General features: G+C 75.8%; 17 protein-coding genes and 1 pseudogene. 12 read left to right on the top strand and 6 right to left on the bottom strand.

All coding sequences use genetic code 11. The features are described 5' to 3' along the window. Nucleotides 1-112 precede the first annotated feature (112 nt). The 5 genes from polX (at nucleotide 113) to ANAE109_RS02325 (ending at nucleotide 6,190) form a co-directional block, all read left to right on the top strand. Nucleotides 113-1,873, top strand: coding sequence for a DNA polymerase/3'-5' exonuclease PolX (polX, locus tag ANAE109_RS02345; RefSeq protein ID WP_011984780.1), 1,761 nt, complete (start codon nucleotides 113-115; stop codon nucleotides 1,871-1,873). A 60-nt stretch (nucleotides 1,874-1,933) separates the two neighbouring features. After that, nucleotides 1,934-2,527, top strand: a complete 594-nt coding sequence (locus ANAE109_RS02340; RefSeq protein ID WP_011984779.1) for an HPF/RaiA family ribosome-associated protein — start codon at nucleotides 1,934-1,936, stop codon at nucleotides 2,525-2,527. Nucleotides 2,528-2,647: 120 nt separating this feature from the next. Further along, nucleotides 2,648-3,247: a YqgE/AlgH family protein gene (locus ANAE109_RS02335; protein ID WP_011984778.1), complete on the top strand. Its 600-nt coding sequence runs from the start codon at nucleotides 2,648-2,650 to the stop codon at nucleotides 3,245-3,247. A gap of 390 nt (nucleotides 3,248-3,637) precedes the next feature. Then, the gene (gene recA / locus ANAE109_RS02330) at nucleotides 3,638-4,714 is read left to right on the top strand and encodes a recombinase RecA (RefSeq protein WP_011984777.1); all 1,077 of its coding nucleotides are present in this window, start codon (nucleotides 3,638-3,640) and stop codon (nucleotides 4,712-4,714) included. A gap of 105 nt (nucleotides 4,715-4,819) precedes the next feature. Beyond that, the gene (locus tag ANAE109_RS02325; RefSeq protein ID WP_143827885.1) at nucleotides 4,820-6,190 is read left to right on the top strand and encodes an LETM1 domain-containing protein; all 1,371 of its coding nucleotides are present in this window, start codon (nucleotides 4,820-4,822) and stop codon (nucleotides 6,188-6,190) included. Nucleotides 6,191-6,254: 64 nt separating this feature from the next. Here the strand turns inward: ANAE109_RS02325 and ANAE109_RS02320 are convergent, their stop codons facing one another. Further along, complete coding sequence (locus tag ANAE109_RS02320; protein WP_011984775.1) at nucleotides 6,255-7,796, bottom strand: HEAT repeat domain-containing protein; 1,542 nt, start codon at nucleotides 7,794-7,796, stop codon at nucleotides 6,255-6,257. Nucleotides 7,797-7,813: 17 nt separating this feature from the next. Further along, entirely contained in the window at nucleotides 7,814-8,461 is a 648-nt protein-coding gene (locus ANAE109_RS02315) for a hypothetical protein (RefSeq protein WP_041448066.1), read from the bottom strand. Here ANAE109_RS02315 and ANAE109_RS02310 point away from each other — a divergent pair. Then, a complete protein-coding gene (locus tag ANAE109_RS02310; RefSeq protein ID WP_011984773.1) occupies nucleotides 8,460-9,830 on the top strand; it encodes a glycerate kinase in 1,371 nt (456 codons plus the stop codon). The two genes, ANAE109_RS02315 and ANAE109_RS02310, sit on opposite strands and share 2 nt — an antisense overlap. Before the next feature lie 558 nt (nucleotides 9,831-10,388). Here ANAE109_RS02310 and ANAE109_RS02305 read toward each other — a convergent pair. After that, nucleotides 10,389-11,051 carry a hypothetical protein gene (locus ANAE109_RS02305; protein ID WP_234945225.1) on the bottom strand — a complete coding sequence of 221 codons (663 nt, stop codon included), beginning with the start codon at nucleotides 11,049-11,051 and terminating at the stop codon, nucleotides 10,389-10,391. A 574-nt stretch (nucleotides 11,052-11,625) separates the two neighbouring features. Between ANAE109_RS02305 and ANAE109_RS02295 the strand changes: the two are divergent. From ANAE109_RS02295 to ANAE109_RS02275, 5 genes and pseudogenes are all read left to right on the top strand, one after another. Beyond that, a pseudogene (locus ANAE109_RS02295) lies at nucleotides 11,626-12,791 on the top strand (HNH endonuclease). A 276-nt stretch (nucleotides 12,792-13,067) separates the two neighbouring features. Then, entirely contained in the window at nucleotides 13,068-14,009 is a 942-nt protein-coding gene (gene fmt / locus ANAE109_RS02290) for a methionyl-tRNA formyltransferase (protein WP_041448062.1), read from the top strand. Beyond that, nucleotides 14,006-15,325, top strand: coding sequence for a transcription antitermination factor NusB (locus ANAE109_RS02285; RefSeq protein ID WP_011984769.1), 1,320 nt, complete (start codon nucleotides 14,006-14,008; stop codon nucleotides 15,323-15,325). Before fmt ends, ANAE109_RS02285 begins: the two co-directional genes overlap by 4 nt. A gap of 89 nt (nucleotides 15,326-15,414) precedes the next feature. Beyond that, the gene (rpe, locus tag ANAE109_RS02280) at nucleotides 15,415-16,107 is read left to right on the top strand and encodes a ribulose-phosphate 3-epimerase (protein WP_011984768.1); all 693 of its coding nucleotides are present in this window, start codon (nucleotides 15,415-15,417) and stop codon (nucleotides 16,105-16,107) included. Beyond that, the gene (locus ANAE109_RS02275; protein WP_011984767.1) at nucleotides 16,104-17,570 is read left to right on the top strand and encodes a sensor histidine kinase; all 1,467 of its coding nucleotides are present in this window, start codon (nucleotides 16,104-16,106) and stop codon (nucleotides 17,568-17,570) included. The genes rpe and ANAE109_RS02275 overlap by 4 nt, the downstream gene beginning before the upstream one ends. A gap of 55 nt (nucleotides 17,571-17,625) precedes the next feature. Here the strand turns inward: ANAE109_RS02275 and ANAE109_RS02270 are convergent, their stop codons facing one another. From ANAE109_RS02270 to ANAE109_RS02260, 3 genes are read right to left on the bottom strand one after another with little or no spacing between them, the layout of a single operon-like run. Then, nucleotides 17,626-18,054 carry a septal ring lytic transglycosylase RlpA family protein gene (locus ANAE109_RS02270; protein WP_011984766.1) on the bottom strand — a complete coding sequence of 143 codons (429 nt, stop codon included), beginning with the start codon at nucleotides 18,052-18,054 and terminating at the stop codon, nucleotides 17,626-17,628. Continuing rightward, nucleotides 18,051-18,713: a uracil-DNA glycosylase family protein gene (locus ANAE109_RS02265; protein ID WP_011984765.1), complete on the bottom strand. Its 663-nt coding sequence runs from the start codon at nucleotides 18,711-18,713 to the stop codon at nucleotides 18,051-18,053. The genes ANAE109_RS02270 and ANAE109_RS02265 overlap by 4 nt, the downstream gene beginning before the upstream one ends. Continuing rightward, nucleotides 18,704-19,636, bottom strand: a complete 933-nt coding sequence (locus ANAE109_RS02260; RefSeq protein ID WP_011984764.1) for a DUF429 domain-containing protein — start codon at nucleotides 19,634-19,636, stop codon at nucleotides 18,704-18,706. Before ANAE109_RS02260 ends, ANAE109_RS02265 begins: the two co-directional genes overlap by 10 nt. Before the next feature lie 202 nt (nucleotides 19,637-19,838). Between ANAE109_RS02260 and ANAE109_RS02255 the strand changes: the two genes are divergently transcribed. Beyond that, nucleotides 19,839-20,219 (top strand): response regulator, encoded by a 381-nt coding sequence (locus ANAE109_RS02255; RefSeq protein WP_011984763.1) that lies wholly within the window; start codon nucleotides 19,839-19,841, stop codon nucleotides 20,217-20,219. The last annotated feature ends 28 nt before the right edge of the window (nucleotides 20,220-20,247 follow it).

The raw sequence follows: 20,247 nt of genomic DNA, 5'->3' as shown, positions 1-20,247 counted from the left end.
GGACCACCGTCGGAAGCGCCCCGCATCGCATCGGCCGGCGCGCCGGCGCGCGGGCGTAGCATGAGATCGCCGCGCCAGGATGGAGCGGGTGGCGGCGCGCGGTGAGGCGGGGATGGAGAACGCCGAGATCGCCCGGGTCCTTTCGGAGATCGCCGACCTCCTCGAGCTCTCAGAAGGCAACGCGTTCAAGGTGCGCGCCTACCGGCGCGCGGCGCAGGCGGTGGACCTCCACCCCGCCTCGGTCGCGGAGCTGTGGCGGGCGGGGCGCGCGGGGGAGCTGCACGGGGTGGGCGCCCACCTCGCCGAGAGGATCGGCGAGCTGGTCGAGACCGGAGAGTGCCGCGAGCACGGCCGGCTCGCCGCGGGCGTGCCGCCCGGCGTGCTCGCCATGCTGCGGCTCGAGGGGATGGGGCCGAAGGCGGTCGCCGCCGTCTGGAAGGAGCTCGGCGTCACCGATCTGGCCGCCCTCGAGGACGCCTGCCGCTCGGGGCGCATCCTGGCGGCGACGCGCATGGGTCCGGCCCGGGCGCGCGCGCTGCTCGCCGCGATCGCGCGTCACCGGGCGCGGGCGGGACGGATGCCGCTCCACCGCGCCCTCGAGTACGCCGAGGGCATCCTCGCGCGGCTGCGCACCGTCCCCGGGGTGCGCCGCGCCGAGGTGGCCGGCGGCCTCCGCCGCCGCACGGAGACGGTGGACGATCTCGAACTCCTCGTCGCCGCCGACGACGCGGCGCCCGTGCTCCGCGCCTTCTGCGGGCTCCCCGGCGTGGAGCCGGTGCTCGGGCAGGCGACCACCACCACCCAGGCCAAGGCGCGGCTGCGCGCGGGGATCCGGGCGGACCTGCGGGTCCTGCCGCCCGGTTGCTTCGGCGCGGCGCTGCACCACTTCACCGGCAGCAAGGAGCACACCGTCGCGATCCGGAGGCGCGCCGCCCAGCGTGGCCTCGACCTCTCCGAGTACGGGGTGTTCGACCGCGAGGGCCGGCGGCTCGGCGGCGCCGAGGAGATCGAGGTCTTCCGGGCGGTCGGGCTGCCGTTCATCCCGCCCGAGCTGCGGGAGGGGTCAGGCGAGCTCGAGGCCGCCGAGGCGGGGCGGCTGCCGCGCCTGGTCGAGGAGTCGGAGCTCCTCGGCGACCTGCACGTCCACTCCCGCGCCTCGAGCGACGGGCGCTCCACCCTGGAGGAGCTCGCCCGGGCGGCACGCGCGCTCGGGCGCCGCTACCTCGCGGTGACCGACCACTCCCGCTCCCGCCCGCTCGGCCTCGACGCCGAGCGCCTGCGGGCGCACGCCGCGGAGGTCCGCGCCCTCGACGCGCGCCTCGGCGGCGAGCCGCAGCTCCTCGCCGGGGTGGAGGTGGACGTGCTGCCCTCCGGCGCGCTCGACCTCCCCGAGGACGTCCTCGCCGACATGGATCTGGTCGTGGCCGGCGTCCACGCGCGCTTCGGGGACTCGTCCGCGCGCACCACCGAGCGCCTCGAGCGCGCGCTGCGCAGCGGCGTCGTCCACGTGCTCGCGCACCCCACCGGCCGGGAGCTCGGCCTGCGGGACGCCTACCCGCTGGACCTCGAGCGCCTGCTCTCCGTGGCGCGCGAGGAGGGGGTCGCGCTCGAGGTGAACGCGATGCCCGAGCGGCTCGACCTCACCGACGCCGGGTGCCGCGCCGCCGGGGCGGCGGGGGTGCCGGTGGTGATCTCGACGGACGCGCACGACGCGGCCCAGCTCGCGAACCTGCGTTACGGAGTGTGGGTGGCGCGCCGCGGGTGGCTCGAGGCGAAGGACGTGCTGAACACGCTGCCGCTCGAGGGGCTCGCCCGTCGACTCGCCCGCGTCACGCGGGCGCCGGACCGAGCCCACGGCGGGAGCTCGCGGTGAGGCGCGCGGACGCCGGGGCGCTGCCCGGGACGGGACGAAGTGGGAAGTGGGAGGCGAGCGATGCAGAAGCCCATCGAGATCGGCTGGAGGAACGTGGCGCCCTCGCCCGCGGTGTCGGCGCTCATCCGCGACGAGGCGGCGCGCCTGGAGCGCGCGTCGGACCGGATCGTCGGGTGCTCGGTGAAGCTGGAGGCGCCCAGCCGCCACCACCGGCACAGCGGCTCGCAGTACCGCGTCCGCGTGGAGGTCTCGGTGCCGCGCGGCAAGATCGTGGTCGGGCGCAACCCGCCGCGGACCGATACCCACGCCGATCTCTACGCCGTCGTGAAGCAGGCGTTCCGCGAGGCGCGCCGGCAGCTCGAGGACCGCGTGCGGCGCATCGACGGCCGCGTGAAGTCCCACGCGCCGCCGGCGGAGGAGGCGGTGGTGGCCCGCCTCCTCCCCGAGGAGAGCTACGGGTTCCTCCGCACGGCGGACGGGCGAGACGTGTACTTCCACGCGAACGCCGTGCTGCGCGGGCTCTTCTCGCGGCTCCGCGTCGGCCGGGCGGTCCGCTTCGTCGAGACGCGCGGCGACGAGGGACCGCAGGCGAGCACGGTGGATCCGCTCCCGGCGCGCCGGCGGGCGACGCCCGCCCCCGCGCCGGCGCGCTGAGGGGCTGTCCCGAGCTCGCCTGTGACCGGCGGGGGCCCGTCCGCGACGCGGGTTGCGCGGAGCGCCCCGTCGCGAGAGATCTGGGGGTGGCCCGCCCGTCGGCGCGGCCGCGGAGACACCATGCCGAGCCCCGCGCCCTCCGGCCTCGCCCCCGGCTTCCTCGTCGCAGCGCCCGCCCTGGGCGACCCGAACTTCGCCGGCTCGCTCGTGCTCATGGCCGAGCACCACGGCGAGGGCGCGCTGGGGTTCGTGGTGAACCGCCCAGGCCCGGTCACGGTCGCGGAGGTGCTCGCGAGCGTGGACGAGGATCTCCGCCGCGCCGCGGAGGCGAACGGGCGCGCCGGCGCGCCGGTGCTGGTGGGCGGGCCGGTCCAGCCCGAGCGCCTCTGGATCCTCTTCCGCCCGGGCGGCATCGGCGCGGACGCGGAGGGAGCGGTGCCCGTCGGCAACGGCCTGTCCCTGGGAGGTTCGCGCGAGCTGCTCGAGGCCCTGGTGCGCGCGCCGCGCGGCGACCCGTTCCTGCTCCTCCTCGGCTACGCGGGCTGGGCGCCGATGCAGGTCGAGCGGGAGGTGGCCGCCGGCGCGTGGGTGCCGCTCGAGCTCGAGGGCAGCGATCTCGTGTTCGACGTGCCGCTCGAGCAGCGCTGGGAGACGGCGGTCCGCCGGCTGGGCTTGGAGCCGGGCGGTTTCCTGGTAGGCGGCGGCGGCGCGTCTGCCTGACTGGCGGCTACGCCTCGGCGGCGTTCACAAGGCGCAGGAGCCAGTCCCTCGACTTCGCTCGCGCGCGAGCGCGCGAGCTACGCTCGGGATGAATGGACCCGAGGCGGGCACCCGCAGCGACGCGCGCCGAGGCGCCTTCGATGTCCCGCTCGTCCCGAGCGTAAGCCCGCGAAGCGGGCTGGAGTCGAGCGACGCATGCGCAAGGAGCGAGGACGCCCGCCGCAGGCCCGGGATCGTGCGCCGGGCCGTCTCCTTGACGACCGAGCATCCGTTCAGTATCCACTTGTTCAGGTCCGACGGCGGCGCCTGTCAGGGCGTGTTGCTAGAGAGACCTCCACCGCCGCATGGCCGGGAGCGCGCGAGGCGTTCCCCGCAAGGAGAGGAAGGACCATGGCCGTCGCACCGGAGAAGGAGAAGGCGATCGAGCTGGCCGTCTCGTCGATCGAGAAGGCCTTCGGGAAGGGCTCGATCATGCGCCTCGGCAACGAGGAGGCGCTCGTGAAGGACGTCCAGGCGGTCTCGACGGGCTCGGTCTCGCTCGACATCGCCCTCGGCGTCGGCGGGTTCCCCCGCGGCCGGATCATCGAGATCTACGGCCCGGAGTCCTCGGGCAAGACGACCCTCGCGCTGCACGCGGTGGCCGAGGCCCAGAAGAAGGGCGGCATCGCCGCGTTCGTCGACGCCGAGCACGCCCTCGACGTCGGCTACGCCCGGAAGCTGGGCGTCCGCACCGACGATCTCCTCATCTCGCAGCCCGACACCGGCGAGCAGGCGCTGGAGATCGCGGAGACGCTCGTCCGCTCGGGGGCCATCGACGTGCTCGTGGTCGACTCGGTGGCCGCCCTCGTCCCGAAGGCCGAGCTCGAGGGCGAGATGGGCGACGCGCACATGGGCGTGCAGGCGCGCCTCATGAGCCAGGCTCTCCGCAAGCTCACCGGCACCATCTCCAAGTCCTCCACCATCGTCATCTTCATCAACCAGATCCGCATGAAGATCGGGGTCATGTTCGGAAACCCCGAGACGACCACCGGCGGCAACGCGCTCAAGTTCTACGCGACGCAGCGCCTCGACATCCGCCGCATCGGGGCGATCAAGGACGGCGACCAGGTCATCGGCAACCGCACGCGCGTGAAGGTGGTGAAGAACAAGGTCGCCCCGCCGTTCAAGGAGGTCGAGTTCGACATCATGTACGGCCACGGGATCAGCCGCGAAGGCGACCTGCTCGATCTCGGCTCGAACGAGAACATCGTCGAGAAGAGCGGCACCTGGTTCAGCTTCGGCGGCGAGCGCATCGGGCAGGGCCGTGAGCAGGCGAAGGCCTTCCTGCGCGAGCACCCCGAGGTGCTGCAGCAGGTGGAGGGAAAGCTCTTCGAGAAGTTCGGCATCCGCCGCGGCCCGGTGGCGGTGCCCCCGCCCCCGCCCGACGAGGCGGAGGAGAAGAAGGGGCGCGCCCGGTCCGGACGCTGATCTTCCGGACACTTGGGCGAACGCCCCCGCCCCTCCCCCCTTTGCGCCCGGACGGGCGAGCGCGGCCCCTGCCAGGCACGCTACACTCGCCGCCCCGGACGCCCCGTGCCGAGACGGCTCAGCGACAGACGCTGGCTCGAGCAGCTCCTGGACGAGGAGCTGCTCGGCCACGATCCCCACCAGGCCCGCGCGCGGCTTCCCGCCGACGTGCGTGCCGCGGCATCCACTCCCCTCGATCTCGCGCCGGCGGCGAACCTGCTCGTGGCCCGCTCGCTGCGCCGGCGGGTCGCGGTGCGCGTTCCGGGCGAGGGGGCGGATCGCCCGGCCTCTGCGCGAGACGTGTTCCTCGACGAGGTCCGCGCGCACATCGGTCTCGCGCTCGACCTCGCCCTGCTGCGCGGCGATCCGTTCGTGCGGGCCCGGCGCCGTGCTGAGATCGCCGCCGCGCTGGCCGCTGCCGCCGGCGAGCACGCCCTGGCGATCGAGGCGGAGCCGGAGCAGCCGGGCGGCGCCAGCGACCGGGCCGTGGAGCGGGCGGTGCGCGGCGCGGCCGAGGCGCTCCACGCGCGGTTCTATCCGCCCGCCGAGCCGGCTCACGCGCTGCCGCTCCACGCCGGCAAGGTCGCGGTGCTCCGCCGCCGCCTCGCGCGCGTGGTGAGCGGGTACCACCGCGACGGCCGCCTCGTGGGCGCCGCGCTGGCGCGCCACGGCGCCTACGCCGCCCGCGAGACCCTGCTCCTCGTCGAGGCGCTCGCCGGGCTCCTCGGCGCCGCCGGCGACGGCGACGGCGCGGCGGTCCGCGTCCTGCGCCAGCGGCAGATCGCGAGGCTCGGGCTGGGCCGCGCCGATGCGCGCGAGGCGCGCCGCGCCATCGTCGCGCCCCGCGACCCCGAGGCGATCGCGGACGCGGCGCCGGAGCGCGTGCGCGGGTTCCTCCTCGAGCAGCTCCGGCTCGCGCAGCTCGGCCTCAAGCTCGTGGAGGAGGAGCCCGCGGCGTGGGTCGAGCGGTTCGTGCGGGCGGCAGGGCTCGACGCCCAGGCCATCGCCAGCGCGGAGATCGAGGCGGCGGCGCAGCACGCGGACCACGCGGACTGGCTGGAGGCGCTCGGCGACGGCCCCCGCGCCTGGCAGGGCCTCGCGTCGGACCTCGACGTCGCCACGGACGAGGTCGTCGAGCGGGTGACGGTGGCGGTGACCGACAACCTCGAGGCGCTCGTCACCGAGATCCGCGAGACCGGCGAGCTCGGACAGCTCCTCGCCCGGGCGGCGTCGGGCGGCGCGCTCTCGCGCGACGAGAAGAAGAAGGTGAAGGCGCAGCTCATCGATCTCGCGAAGGCGGTGCCGGCGCTCGCGATCTTCGCCGCGCCCGGCGGGATGCTGCTCCTCCCGCTCCTCGCGAAGCTGCTGCCGTTCAACCTCCTCCCGAGCGCGTGGGAGAAGCCCGCCGAGTCGAAGCGGAAGCAGGTCGCGAGGTAGAGCCGGCGCCGTGCTCGCGAGGCGACCGCCCGAGGGCGATCGCCCGGGGGCTGCGCGAGGGGCGCTACCGCGCCTCGCGGCGGAGGCGCGCGGCGAGCCGCAGCGCGTCCTCGTTCACCCGCGCGGTGAGGGTCCGGCCGCGGTCGTGGGCGATCATGCCGTCGATCTTCCCCGCGAGGTCCGCGCCGGCGGCGCCGAGCTTCTCCCGCGAGGCCAGCCAGCCGAGGCCGAGCACCGCGTGGTAACGGGCGGCGACGTCGGCGTCCTGCTCGATTGGCCGGACGAGCGCGTCGGTGAGCGCGGCGGCGTGGCGCGCGCTCCCCCTCCGGCCGACCTCGAGCGCGGCGCGGTCGCGCACCGCGGCGATGGGATCCGCGAGCTTGCCCGCCCAGCAGGCCGGGTCCACGCCGCAAGCCGCCGCCGCGTCCAGCCGGGCCGTCCTGCCCGCGAACGCCGCCTTCCGGGCGGCGTCGCAGCCGCCCGCGCAGGCGCGCTGCTCCGCCGCCTCCACGACCGGGCGCTCCGCCGCGCCGCCGATGCGCGACAGCGCCGCGAGCGCGCCGTCGCGGAGCCGCGCGTCGGGGGACCCCGAGGCGGCCCGCAGCGCCGGGAGCGCCGCCGGATCGCCGATGCGCGCCAGCGCGTCGCAATAGCGGTCGCGCACGTCGGGATCCCGCTCTCGCGGGAGGAGGCTCGCGAGCGGCCGGACCGCCTCCTGCGCACGCATGCGCCCGAGCGACTCGGCGGCGAACACGCGCACGTAGAGCGCGAGGCGGGGATCGGCGTCCTGGTACGAGAGCTTCTGCACGAGCGCCGGGACGGCCTCCGCACCGGCGACGTCGCCGAGCAGCTGCGCCGACTTCGCGAAGAGCGCGCCCGGCACGACGCCGCGCTGGCGCGCCCAGCCTGCGAGCTCCGCGTCGCGCCCCTCGAGCACCGCGAGGAGCGGCGCCGTCATGGGCGCGCCGATCTGGGAGGCGGCGAACGCGGCCTCCGGGAAGAACGAGACGCCGGGCCGCTCCTCGAAGAGCATCCGCAGCACGGCCTTCCCCGCGCGCGGATCGGCGATCGAGCCGAGCGCGAGGAGCGCCTTCTTCGCGGTGAACGGCTCGACGCGATCGCCCGTGGCGATGGCGACGAGCGTGTCGACCGCGGCCGGATCGCCGATGCGGCCGAGCGCGTCGACCGCCGCGACCTGCGTGTAGCCGTCGGGGGACGCGGTCAGCTCCTGGAGCGCGGGGACCGCCTCGCGAGCGCGGAGCGCCCCGAGCGCCTCGGCGATGCGGCGGTTCGCGTCGATCGTGTCCCGGTCCTTCGGCGCCGGGTCGAGCGCGGCGAGCAGCGGCGCGGCGGCGGCGGGATCGCCGATCTCGCCGAGGGCGAGGGCGGCCTCGGCGCGCGCCCGCGGCGCCTGCTTCAGCACGGCGACGAGGTGCGGGACGGCGGCCCGGCGGTCCCCCTGGACCTTGCGGACGTGCGAGAGCGCCTCGAGCTTCTCGTCCAGCCGGCTGCGGCCTGCGGCACGCTTCGCCCAGCCCTCCGGATCGCTGGGGCTCCCGCAGGCGGCGAGGGCGAGGCAGGCGAGGACGGCGGGGAGGGTTCGCATGTCGTGCTCCTCGGGGGTTACGGCAGGGCGCGCCGCTGCGGCGCGGGGACGGCGATGGGCGTCGGCTCGGAGTCGTCGAGCGCGAGGGCGCTGTGGCGTTCGGCGAGGGCGGCGGTCAGCGCCTCGATGGCGGGGGCGAGCTCCGGCGAGCGCGCGGAGGCGGCGCACATGCGCTGCAGCGCGTCGGAGAGCACCGCCGCGTGGCGCGCCTCGCGTGCCTTCATCGCCTCGACCGCCTGGATGAACGTGCGGAAGAAGGGCTTGAGCTCGTCGCTCCTGCGCAGCGTCCGCATGCGCGGGAAGCGCCCCTCGGAGAGCACGCGCACGTAGTGGCCCATGACGAACACGGGGCCGGCGACGCGGTGGGTGACGACCACGCCGAGGAGCCCGAGCGCGCCGGCGAGGAGCAGCGCGATCGCGCCGAACGCGCCGAGCAGGACGCGATCGCTGCGGGCCACGAGGGCGCGCGTCTCGGGGTCCGACGCGAGCAGCGCCGTCGCCTGGACGTGCGCCTGGTGGAGCCACAGGCCGAACACGAGCGCAACGGCCAGCCCGGCGCCCGCCATGAGGAGCGCGTACTTGAGCTGGAACCCGCGGTCGACGAGGTACCGGCGCCGGTGATGCCCGGCCCCCGGCGCGTCGGCAGCGGCGGATGCCTCGGCCATGCGATGCTCCCCTCTCGGCCCGGCGTCGCCGGGGACAGGCGATTCTATCGCTTGCCCCTCGCACCGCAACGACGCTGCCGCACGGGAGGTGACGATGCAAGCCCGACGCCCACTCGCGTCCACCTGTGAGGACATCTACCGCGCAGCCCTCCATCGGCTCGACGCGGCCCGACGCGTCGCGGCGGAGCTCGCGAGCTCCCCGCTGCCGCCGGGCCCGGTGCGCGTGCTGGCGCTCGGGAAAGCTGCTACCCCAATGATCGAGGCGGCCCTCGCCGCGCTCGGCGACCGCGCGCGGCACCCGCTCTGCGTCCACCCGGAGGGAACGCGCCCCCCCGCGGGCGCGCGTGCCATCGCGGCGGGCCACCCGCGGCCGACGCGCGGCTCGCTCGCGGCGGGCGAGGCGATCCGCGCCTGGGCCGACGCGAACGGGGGTGCGACGGCGCTCGTCCTGCTCTCCGGCGGCGGCAGCGCGCTGGCGGTGGCGCCCGCGGCGGGGCTCTCCCTCGAGGAGAAGGCCGACGCGCTCGCCGCCGTCATGCGGGCAGGCGCGACCATCCAGGAGCTGAACGCCGTCCGCAAGCACCTGTCCGACCTGAAGGGCGGCCGCCTCGGGGCCCGGCTCGCGCCCGCGCCGGTGCGGGTCCTCGTCCTCTCCGACGTCCCCGGCGACGACCTCTCCACCATCGCCTCGGGTCCGCTCGTGCCCGACCCCACCACCTGGGCGGACGTGGGCGCGGTCCTCGACCGCACCCGCACGCGCGGGGCGCTGCCGGCGGCGGTCCGCGCCTTCGTCGAGGCGGAGTCGGCGGCGGGCCGCGAGACGCCGAAGCCGGGCGACCCTCGCTTCGCCACGATCGCGCACCGCCTCCTCGCCGGGCCTACCGAGCTCGCGCGCGCCGCCGCCGAGGCCGCCGCCGAGCGGGGCATCTCCGCCGAGGCGGATCCCGCGCCGCTCACCGGCGACGTCGCCGCGGTCGCGGCGCGCCTCGGCGCGTGGGCGCGCGCGAACGCCGGCCGCGGCCCGCGGCTGCTCGCCCTCGGCGGAGAGCCCACCATCAGCGTCCCGGCCGCCGCCCACCCCGACGGCGGCCGCGCGCAGGCGCTCGCGCTCCTCGCCGCGAAGGAGCTCGCGGGGCTCCCCGCCGCCGCGCTCGCCGCCGGCTCCGACGGCCGCGACGGCCCGACGGAGCACGCCGGCGCCGTCGTGGACGGCGAGACCGCTCCCGGGGCTGCCGCCGCCGGCGTCGACCTCGATGCCGCGCTCGCCGAGGCGCGCTCGGGCCCGGCCTGCGCGGCGCTCGGGGTCGCCATCCCGCGCTTCGAGACCGGGACGCACGTGTGCGATCTGGTGCTGGTGGCGGTGGAGTAGGGACCGACCTCGAGCTCAACGTCGACCGCGACACCCCGACCGCGACCTCGGCCCCCGTCGGATCTCCTGAGGCCGACCACCCTGAGCGTAGCGACGCGGCGTCAGCCGCGGCGCGAAGTCGAAGGGCCCCGACCCCCGACCTCCTCGACCTCGACCTCATCATCCATCACAAGTCGGCGACGGTTCTGCCCGGAAACGGCTGTATCCGCCAGGCGGGCGGTCCCGAGCTGGCTCGAGACGAGAGGGACCGGCCGAAGCGCTACCGAGGACCGGAACCGTCGCCGCGCGATCGGCTAACAAGAAACCCGAGGGCGAGACGCGGCACGGGCGTGCTTGGAGGCGCGGAACTCCCGAGGAGCCAGGCCATTTCACTGTAGGTGAGCCAGGGCGCTTCCGGCCATGGCCAGAGCAACCCATTTGCCCGACGGTAACCGTTGACACGGTTGTCTTGCAGCTCGCTTTCCGCGGCGCGAGCAGCCCGAGAACGCGTGCCTCGCAGCGTTCGCGGGCCACCCGGAGGGCGCCGGAGCTGCGCGGGAGGGGGCGCGGCACCCCTGGTCATCGGTCGCGCCTCGCGCCGTTCTCGCGAGCCTGGGGACGGCCGAAATTCGCATGAGACACTGCGTACATGTCCACCGCACGCGAGCTCACGAACCCACCTCGTCCGCCTTCTCCGTGAGGAGCAGGGCGCGATGGCTCGGCAGGGATCGTGTCGCGGCGGGACCCTCCGCGGCTCTTCCGAGGCTTCTCGACGAGACCGCGGCGCTTCGCGTGCTGGGCGAGGATGAGGTCGAGGCCGCGCTCGAGGATCTCCGCCGCGTTGCCTTCCGGGCAGGCATGCCCGAGCGCGTCCGTGGCGGCCTCGAGCTTCTCGAGGAAGCGGCGGGAGACGGTGACGTGCACGCGGGCGAGCTCGGCGTCGAGCCGCTCCACGGACTCGCGGGGTGGCGGCGGAGTGGGCAGGGGCCTCGGGGCAGCGACCGTGACGGGAGTGGTCGGTTCATCCGGGTGGACTCGAAGCGCCGGCGACTCGGGCGAGGGTGCCAGGAGCGCGGCCTGGACCGTGGCCGCTCGGATGGCGGCCGGCCGGAACGCGGTGACGACCTCGCGGGTGGGCACCACCTCGGCCGGCCGGAGCGACACGGCGACCGCCTCCGCCTCGCGGCGCGAGCGACCGAAGAACCGGGGCAGCACCTCCGCGCGGTTCTCGGGGGTGAGCACCTTCGCGATCCGGCCGCCCGTCTTGTGAGGGATGATCAGACCCCGACCCCGTCCCCGACCTCGACCTCTCGATTCATCACATCCCACGGCGACAGCACACGCATGCGGGAGGTCGTGTGCCGTCGCCCGTACGCAGACGGGGCTCGGGCATCGAGGGGAGAAGCGCTCGCGCCGGCGCGCCTCTGCCCATCACGCGGTGCGTCTTCACCGGCGTCGGCGCGGTGACTGGGCAGCGGGCAGAGCAGGTCCGAGGAAGTTGCGCGCACGTCTCCGCCCATGCCGGCGTTCACTAATAGTCCCTGCTATCTCCAGCGATAGCTCTTGCGAGCCACGCGAGTCCCAGTTGCGGTGGGTGAACGTCGCCCTCTTGACGTGGTTCGCCGCGACGCGCGTTCGCACGTCTTCGGCGCGTCGGGAACACGCTCCTCGCGAGCGCAGGCAGGGCGCGCCGTGCGCGTCCGGCGCGCCGCGTGGACGGCGAAGGGGCGGGCCCGGAAAGCGGCGCAGGCGCGATCTGGCGCGTCTCAGGAGGTGCGGAAATCGCGTGTTACGAAGGGTGCACAGGAGGTGCACCATGCCCGCGATCGCCCCTTCCGCCCTCGACTCGACCCTGCTCGCCCAGCGCCTGCGCGAGCTCGCCGGCGAGGAGCGCGACGTCCAGGTCGAGTTCCTCCTCCACCTCGAGGAGTTCGATCGCCGCCGCGCGTACGTGGACGCCGGGTACCCCTCGCTCTGGGCGTATTGCCTGGAGGTGCTCCACCTGCGCGAGGGCGCGGCGGGGCGACGCATCCAGGCGATGCGGGTGCTGCGCCGGTTCCCAGCCTCGAGGACGCCCTGCGAGATGGCCGCCTTTGCATCTCCACCGTCCAGCTGCTCGGCCAGGTGCTGACCGAGGAGAACCTGCCCGACCTCGTCGCCCGGGCCGCCTACCGCACCAAGGCCGAGGTGGATCACCTCGTCGCCTCGCTCCAGGCGCGCACCGCTCCGCGGGCGGGCGTGCGCAAGCTGCCCGACCGCGCCTCAGCCGCGAGCGCCCCGGCGCTGCCGCTGGCGGCAGTGGTTGCCGGACCTGCCGAGCCGCAGGAGGCGATCCCCGCGCCGCCGGCGGCTGCTGGTGGGTCGCCGGCCACGGTTTCCGCCCCACCCGACCAACCTCGCCCGAAGGCGCGGGCGGAGACCCGTGCGGTGAGCGAGAGCGGCTGGTCGCTGCGGGTCACCATCGACGCGTCCTGCAAGGAGGACCTCGAGACGCTCACCGCGCTGCTCTCGCACGAGTTCCCGGACGGCGATCTCGCGGCGGTGCTCCGGGATGCCATCCGCTGCGCCGTCGAGAAGCACGGCAAGCGCAAGGGCGCGATCGCGCCGGAGCGGCAGCGGAAGGCCGACCGGGAGCCACGTCCCTCCACCGAGTCCGCCGCGCCCACGAGCACGATCCCGGCGATAGTGCGGCGCGAGGTCTGGAAGCGCGACGGCGGACGCTGCGCCTGGGTCGCTCCGGACGGGCGGCGCTGCGACAGCCGCTGGCAGCTGGAGCTCGACCACATCCACCCGCAGGCTCTCGGGGGTCTCTCGACGCGCGACAATCTTCGGGTCGCTTGCAGGTCGCACAACCTGTTGCACGCCGAACAGACCTACGGGCGCGAGCACATGGACCGCTTCCGGCGCGGAAACCTCGCCGAGCGGACGGGGCATGCCGGCACCGCGCCAGCTGCCATTCAGCAGGGCTTGTGGGCAACGTGACCGCGGTCGGCGGAACGGGAGCAAAGCCGACCGCAGCGTCTTCCGGCGACGCGGCGGACGCGCGGCGACGCCGGCCCTCCGGCCCCCTCGTAGGCCGCTTTCCCTGGCTCGTACTGCTCCCTCGCGCGTGCCCACCGCGGGCGCGCGGTCGGCACCTCGTCCCGAGTCCAGCGCGAGCCGATGTGACGAATGACAAGGACCTCGACCTCGACCTCGACCTGGGCCGCACCGTCCCCCCTCGACCGCGCCCTCGACCCCGCCTATACAGACCCCCTCATGCGCATCGTCTTCATGGGAACTCCCGCCTTCGCGGTGCCCCCGCTCGACGCGCTCGCCCGCGCGGGCCACGAGGTCGCGGCGGTGGTGGCGCAGCCGGATCGGCCGGCCGGGCGCGGCCAGGCGCTGCGCGAGCCCGCCACGAAGGTCTGGGCGCGCGCGCACGGGGTGGCGGTGCTGCAGCCCGAGAAGGTGCGCGACGGACGGCTCGCGCGCGAGCTCGAGGCGCTGCGGCCCGATCTCCTGGCGGTGGCCGCCTACGGCCGGATCCTCGGCAGCGACCTCCTCCAGCTCGCGCCCCACGGCGCCCTGAACGTGCATGGCTCGCTGCTGCCCAAGTACCGGGGCGCGGCGCCCATCCAGTGGGCGATCGCCGAGGGGGAGGCGGAGACGGGCGTCTCGATCATGCAGATGGACGAGGGGCTCGACACGGGCGACGTGCTGCTCCAGCGCGTGCTGCCGATCGGGCCCGACGAAACCTCCGAGTCCCTCGCCCCGAAGCTCGCCGCGCTCGGCGGCGAGGCGCTCGTCGAGGCGCTCGCGCTGCTGCCGCACGGCGGGCTCGTGCCGGTGAAGCAGGACGCGTCGCGCGCCACGCTGGCGCGCATCCTCGAGAAGGAGGACGGCCGGGTGGACTGGACGCGGAGCGCACGGAGGATCCGGGATCGGCTACGCGCCTTCACCCCGTGGCCGGGGGCGACGACCACGCTCGACGGCCGCTCGGTGAAGCTGCTGGAGGTCCGCGAAGAGCCGGAGGCGGCGGGCGCGCTCGCCGCCGACCCCGGCGCCGCCGCGCTCGTGCCCGGCCGCGGCGTCGCCGTGCGGTGCGGCGACGGGACCGCGCTCCTCGTCACCCGCCTGCAGCCCGAGGGGAGGCCCCCGCAGGCGGCGGTGGACTTCGCGAACGGCCTTCGCCGCCGCACCTTCACGTTCGGCACATGAGCGCGCGCCAGATCGCCTTCGAGGTCCTGCGCCGGGTGGACGAGGGCGGCGCGTATGCCTCGCGCGCCCTGGACGCCGCGCTGACGGGAGCCGGCGCCCTCGATCCGCGCGAGGCCGGCCTCGCCACCGAGCTCGTGTACGGGACGCTCCGCCGCTCGCTGACGCTCGACGCAGCCCTCGCGCCCCACTCGCGACGGCCCGTCGGCGCGCTGGACCCGCCCGCCCGCGTGGCGCTCCGGCTCGGCGCCTATCAGCTGCTGTTCATGGGGAAGCCCCCCCACGCTGCGGTCGGCGAGACCGTCTCCCTCGTGAAGGCGGTCGATCACGGCCGCGCGGCGGGGTACGTGAACGCGGTGCTGCGCGCCCTAGCCCGCGCGCCGGCGCTCCCCGAGCCGCCGCCGCTCTCGGTCGATCCGGCCGGGCACGTCGCGCTCGCCGAGGCGCTGCCGCGCTGGCTCGCGGAGGAGTGGGTCGAGTGGCTCGGGCCCGCGGAGGCGCTCGCCCTCGCGCGCGGCATGAACCAGCCCGCGCCGCTCACGGTGCGCTCCCCGGCGCGAGACGCGCTCGTCGAGCGCGCCCGCTCCGCCGGCCTCGCCGCGGAGCCCACCCGGCGCTCGCCGGACGGAGTCCTGCTCGCCGGCGCCTCGGTCGCCGCGCTCGCCCGCGCGGCGGGAGGGCTCCCCTTCCAGGTGCAGGACGAGGCCGCTCAGCTCGTGACGCTCTACGCGGCGGGCGGGCTGCGCGGCACCCGCGCGCGCGTGCTCGACGCCTGCGCCGCGCCCGGCGGGAAGGCGTTCCACCTCGCCGAGCAGCTCGCGCCGGGCTCGGAGGTCGTCGCAGTGGAGCTCCATCCGCGCAAGGCGGAGGAGCTCGCGCGCGAGGCGGCGCGGCGCGGCCTCGCCGGCGTTCGCGTCGTCTGCGCCGACGCGGCGCGGCCGATCCCGGGGCTCGAGGCCGGCTCCTTCGACGCCGTGCTCGTGGACGCTCCCTGCGCCGGCCTCGGCACGCTGCGCCGCCACCCGGAGCTGAAGCTCCGCCGCGTGCCCGAGGACCTCGCCCGGATGGCCGTCCTGCAGGCTGACGTGCTGGCGGGCGTCGCGCGCTACGCGCGCCCCGGCGCGCCGATCACCTACTCCATCTGCTCGCTGTCGCGGGTCGAGGGGCCTCGCGTCGTCGAGGCCGCGCTCCGGAGCGGCCTCGCGCGCGCCGGGGGCGGCGCGGTGCCGTCCGACGTGCTCACGGCGGAGGGGGATCTCCTCACCCTGCCCCACCGCCACGGCACCGACGGTTTCTACGCCGCTCGCCTGGTCGGGTGAGACCCGGCGCCAAGGTCCGCGCCGCGGACCTCCGCCGCGCCTCCGCGCTGCCCCCGGCGCCGGCCGCTCTCGCGTAGACTGTGGCCCCCATGCCCCTCCCGCCGATCCGGATCGCCCCCTCCATCCTGTCCGCCGACTTCGGCCGCCTCGCCGAGGAGGTGCGGGCGATCGAGGCGGCCGGCGCCGACGTGGTGCACGTCGACGTGATGGACGGGCGGTTCGTGCCGAACATCACCATCGGCCCGCTCGTCGTGGAGGCGGTCCGGAAGGTGACGAAGCTCCCCATCGACGTGCACCTCATGATCGTCGAGCCGGAGCGGTACGTGGAGGCGTTCGCCAAGGCGGGCGCCGACCTCCTCTCGGTCCACGCCGAGGCGTCGCCCCACCTCCACCGCACGCTGCAGGCGATCCGCGCCGCCGGCGCGCGCCCCGCGGTCGCGCTCAACCCCTCGACGCCCCTCTCCGCGGTCGAGTGGGTGATCGAGGAGTGCGAGATGGTGCTCGTCATGACCGTGAACCCCGGGTTCGGTGGCCAGCGCTACATCGAGGCGTGCACGGACAAGCTCCGGCAGCTCCGCGCGCTGGCGGACGCGCGCAACCCCTCGCTGGAGATCGAGGTGGACGGCGGGGTGAACGCCGAGCGCGCGGGGCTCGTCGCCGGGGCGGGCGCGAACCTGCTCGTGGCGGGGACGGCGGTGTTCGGCGCGCCCGACTACCGGGCCGCCATCTCCGCGCTCCGCGCCGGCGCCGAGGCGGCGCGCGCGGGGGGAGCCCGGCGGTGAACGTCGCCGCCGCCATCGCCGCGGCGGCCGCGCTCGTGGCGGTGCTCTCCGGGGCGCTCTCGCGGCGCTTGTCGTTCGCCCCCGGCTGGCGCGACCAGCAGGGCTTCTCGCTCGTCGCGTTCTCGGCGGCCGCGTACTCCGTGTGCAACCTCGCCACCACGCTCGGGCTGCCGGACGCGGTGGTGACGGTCACCTCGCGCTTCCAGGTGGCGAGCGCGCTCGCGCACTTCTGGGCGTGGCTCGGGTACTCCGCGACCTTCGTCGGGATGCGGGAGGACCGCCTGCGGATGGGCGTGCGGCGTGGCATCCTCGCCCTCGCGGCGCTCGCCACCCTCCCGGGCGTGGTCTTCTCGGACCGGGTCGTGAGCCACGAGTTCCCTGCCTTCGGCGCGGTCTACCGCGACGCGCTGCCCACCTCGTTCGGCTACGCGGTCTTCGCCGCGCTCCTCGTCGCGTCCGTCGTCACCTGGTACCGCTTCCTCCGCGCCTGGCGCGGCGGGGTCCGCCACGCGGGCGTGCACGCCGTCGCCTTCGGCGCCCTCATCCTCTTCGGCCTGAACGACGCCCTCGCGACCACCGGCCAGGTCCCGCTCCCCTACCTCCTGGACACCGGCTTCATCGTGCCGATCGTCGCGGTCTACTGGACCCTCACCGTGCGCTTCGCCGACAACGCCCGCGCCCTGCATTCGATGCGCGCGCGGCTCGAGGAGCTCGTCGAGGCCCGCACGCGCGCGCTCGCCGACGCCCAGGCGGCGCTCCACCAGTCCGAGAAGCTCGCCGCCCTGGGCCGGTTCGCCACGGCGGTGGCCCACGAGATCCGCGACCCCGCCGCGGTGATCACGACGAACCTGCGGCTCCTGGAGGACGCGCTCCGCCGCGCGGACGCCGCCGCCCCCGAGGCGCACGAGGCCCTGGCCGACACCCTGGCGGCGCTCGACCGGCTCGGCGCGCTCGTGCGCGCCCTCGCCGACGCGGGCGGCGCCGCCGCCGTGGAGCCGGGCGGACGCACCGCGGTGGGGGAGGCGGTGCGCGCGACCATCTCCGACGCGCGCATCCGCGCCGGCGATCGGATCCGCATCCTGGAGGAGATCCCCGAGGGCCTGGTCGTCCGCGCGCGCCCCGAGAACGTCGTCCACGTGCTCGGGAGCCTGCTCGCCAACGCCGCCGACGCGGTGCCGGACGGCCGCGCCGGCCGGGTGGAGGTGCGCGCCGAGCGCCGCACCGGCGCGGTCCGCATCACCGTCTCCGACGATGGGGCCGGCATGCCTCCCGAGGTCCTCCGCCGCGCGTTCGACCCGTTCTTCACGACCCGGCGCGACGAGCGGGGCCGCGGCCTCGGGCTCGCCATCGCGCGCGGCGTGGTGGAGGGCAGCGGCGGCGCGATCTGGCTGGAGAGCGAGCCCGGCAGGGGGACGCGCGCGGTGCTGGAGCTGCCCGAGCTCGAGGACTCCGGTCCCGCCTGAACGACGGAGCGCGACCCGCGATCACCGTCGGTGCACGCGGATCGTGGTCCGTCGTTCAGTCCGCGCGCTCCACGCGGACGCGCGCGAGCCCGCGCTCGATCATGCCGAGCTTGCGGGCCGCGGCCCTCGACAGGTCCACGACGCGTCCGCGCTTGAAGGGGCCGCGGTCGTTGACCGTGACGACGACGCTCCGTCCGTTCTCGAGATCCGTGACCTTGAGCCTCGCGCCGAACGGGGCGCGGGGGTGGGCGCAGGTCATCGCGTTCATGTCGTAGCGCGCCCCGCTCGCGGTGCGGCGCCCGTGGAAGCGCTTCCCGTAGAAGCTCGCCAGCCCCACCTCGCCCGACGCCGCGGGCGCCTCCGCGGACGGCCGGCGCGGAGACTCGTCGGGCGCGTGCCGGGGCGCGTGGCTGCAGGCCGCCACCGCGCCGAGGAGCACGGCGAGCGCGACCCGCCCCAACGGCCTGGAGCGGCGCGCCGTCACCTCGCCGCCCTCCGCGGGAACGCGCGCGCCACCTCGGGGTGGCGCGCGAGCAAGGCCAGCGCGTCCTCGAGCAGCGTGCGCCCGGGCTCCATCTTGAACCAGGTCGAGGCCCCGGACGGATGCGGCAGCGGCAGGACGTCCACGTTCACCCCGTGGAACTGCGTCCTCAGCGTGCGTCCGACCACGGCCGCGATGGGCTCCGTGTGGCCGAGGACCTCCTGGATGGCGAGCCGGCCGACCGGGATCACGAGGCGCGGCGCGAGGATCTCCACCTCGCGCGCGAGGAAGCCGCGCCACAGCGCGCACTCTTCCGGCGAGGGGACCCGGTCGCCCCCGCCCGTCGTCTTGCCCGGGAAGCAGCGCACCACGGCGGCGATGTAGACGCGCGCGCGGACGGTCTGCTCGTCCGCGCCGGTGGCGCGCTCCAGCCAGCGGAACAGGGTCTTCCCCGCCGTCCACGCGAAAGGCCTGCCGAAGCGCGCCTCGTGGGGGCCCGGCGCCTGGCCGACGAGCAGGATCCGGCTCGCGACGGCCGGACCGTGAACGGGCGGCCCGAAGCCGTCCGGCCGGAACGCCTGGATGTCGCGGTGCACCGCCTCCAGGGCGGCGACGACGCTCGAGGCCTTGCGCGGCCGTGACCCCTTCACCCTCAGCGCCACGGCTCCTCGCGCACGGAGTGGATCCATCCCTCCGAGCGCGGCACGTTCGAGGGGACTCCCTGGAACCCGTCCTCCGACGCGGCGGCCGCCCCCGTGGCGGCGAGCACGGCGTCGAGGTGTTCCCCGCGGCCGTCCTCGACGACCTGCGCCGCCTGCTCCATCTCGAACTCGAGCTTCGCCGCGCTGCGCAGCGTGCGCAGGATGGCCGCCCGGGTGGAGGCCCGCGCGACGCCGTCGCGGTCGTCGTCGCGGTAGCCGCACACGCCGCAGAGGACGCGCGCCACGTGGGCGGGCCGCACCTCCGCGATGGACGGCCTGCCCGGCTGCGGCGGATCCCAGGGGAGGAAGCTCGCCTGCACGTGGGCGAGCGTGCAGAGCCCGAAGAACGTCTGGCGGTAGGTGCGCGCGCTCGTGGGCGGGGCGAGCTCGCCGCGGTAGCAGTCGGTCGCGCGCGGGCGATCCTTCCCGAGCTCGTCCCGGAACCGCGCTGCACCTTCCGTGAAGTCGCCGCCCGCGCCCACGAACCGCTCGTGGAGGTTCCGGCCGAGGACCGCCGGGCCGCGGAGCGCCTGGCGCAGCAGCCCGAGCTGGCGGAGGTGGGTCTCCGAGAGCGACAGGGCGAAGTCCACGCCGACGACGAGCCGGCCCTCCGCCCACTTCGCCTCCTCCGCGAGCCAGCCGGCGAAGCGCACGTGCACGTCGCGGCGGCCGGGCGCGTCGGTGAACGGGCGCCACAGGCGAGTGAGCCGCACCTTCGTCCGTCCGCACTCGATCTTGGCGGCGAGGATCTGGTTGCCCGCGCCCTCGACGCCGCTCCAGCGCAGGCCGATGACCACCCCGCGATCCGGCAGGGAGACGGAGGGCGGGCGGGCGCGGCCGAACACCGCCGCCGCTGAGCCGCTGCTGCCCTCGTTCTCTGCCATCTTCGCGATCTCCGGCGCCCGCGGCGCGCCCGGTGCGTTTACCTTCCGGTCGCCGCAGGTGTCAACGCCGCCACGGGATGGCGACCCGCGCGCGCCGCGGGTGGCCCGGGCTGCCCCTCCTCGAGGAGCGCGCGGCGTCTCGGTTGGGGGCACGCCCTGCGGATGGGTTCCCTGTCATGGGTGACATGCTTAAGGTGCGTGCGTGCTGCCGACCGTTGCCCGCCCCGCCCGCATCCTGGTCGTCGAAGACGACGTCGCCATCCGCCAGACCCTCGCCGAGCTGCTCGCGGACGAGGGCTTCGAGGTGGCCTGCGCGTCGAACGGTGCCGAAGCGCTCGATCACCTCTCCTGCTCCGCGGCGCCGAGCCTCATCCTCCTCGATCTCGCCATGCCGGTGATGGACGGGTGGAAGTTCCGCTCCGCGCAGCGCGAGGACCCGAGGCTCGCGCGGATCCCCACGGTGGTGGTGTCGGCGAGCCACTCCGCGGATCGCCGCTGCGCCGAGGAGCTCGCTCCGGATGCGTTCCTCGCGAAGCCGTTCGATCTCGACTCGCTGATGAGCACCATCCATCGGCTCTGCTGACCCGCCCCCGCGCGGACGGCGCGTCCCG

Origin of the sequence: Anaeromyxobacter sp. Fw109-5 (assembly GCF_000017505.1) — a bacterium.
GTDB lineage: Bacteria > Myxococcota > Myxococcia > Myxococcales > Anaeromyxobacteraceae > Anaeromyxobacter.
This window is presented reverse-complemented; position numbering and strand designations above follow the sequence as displayed.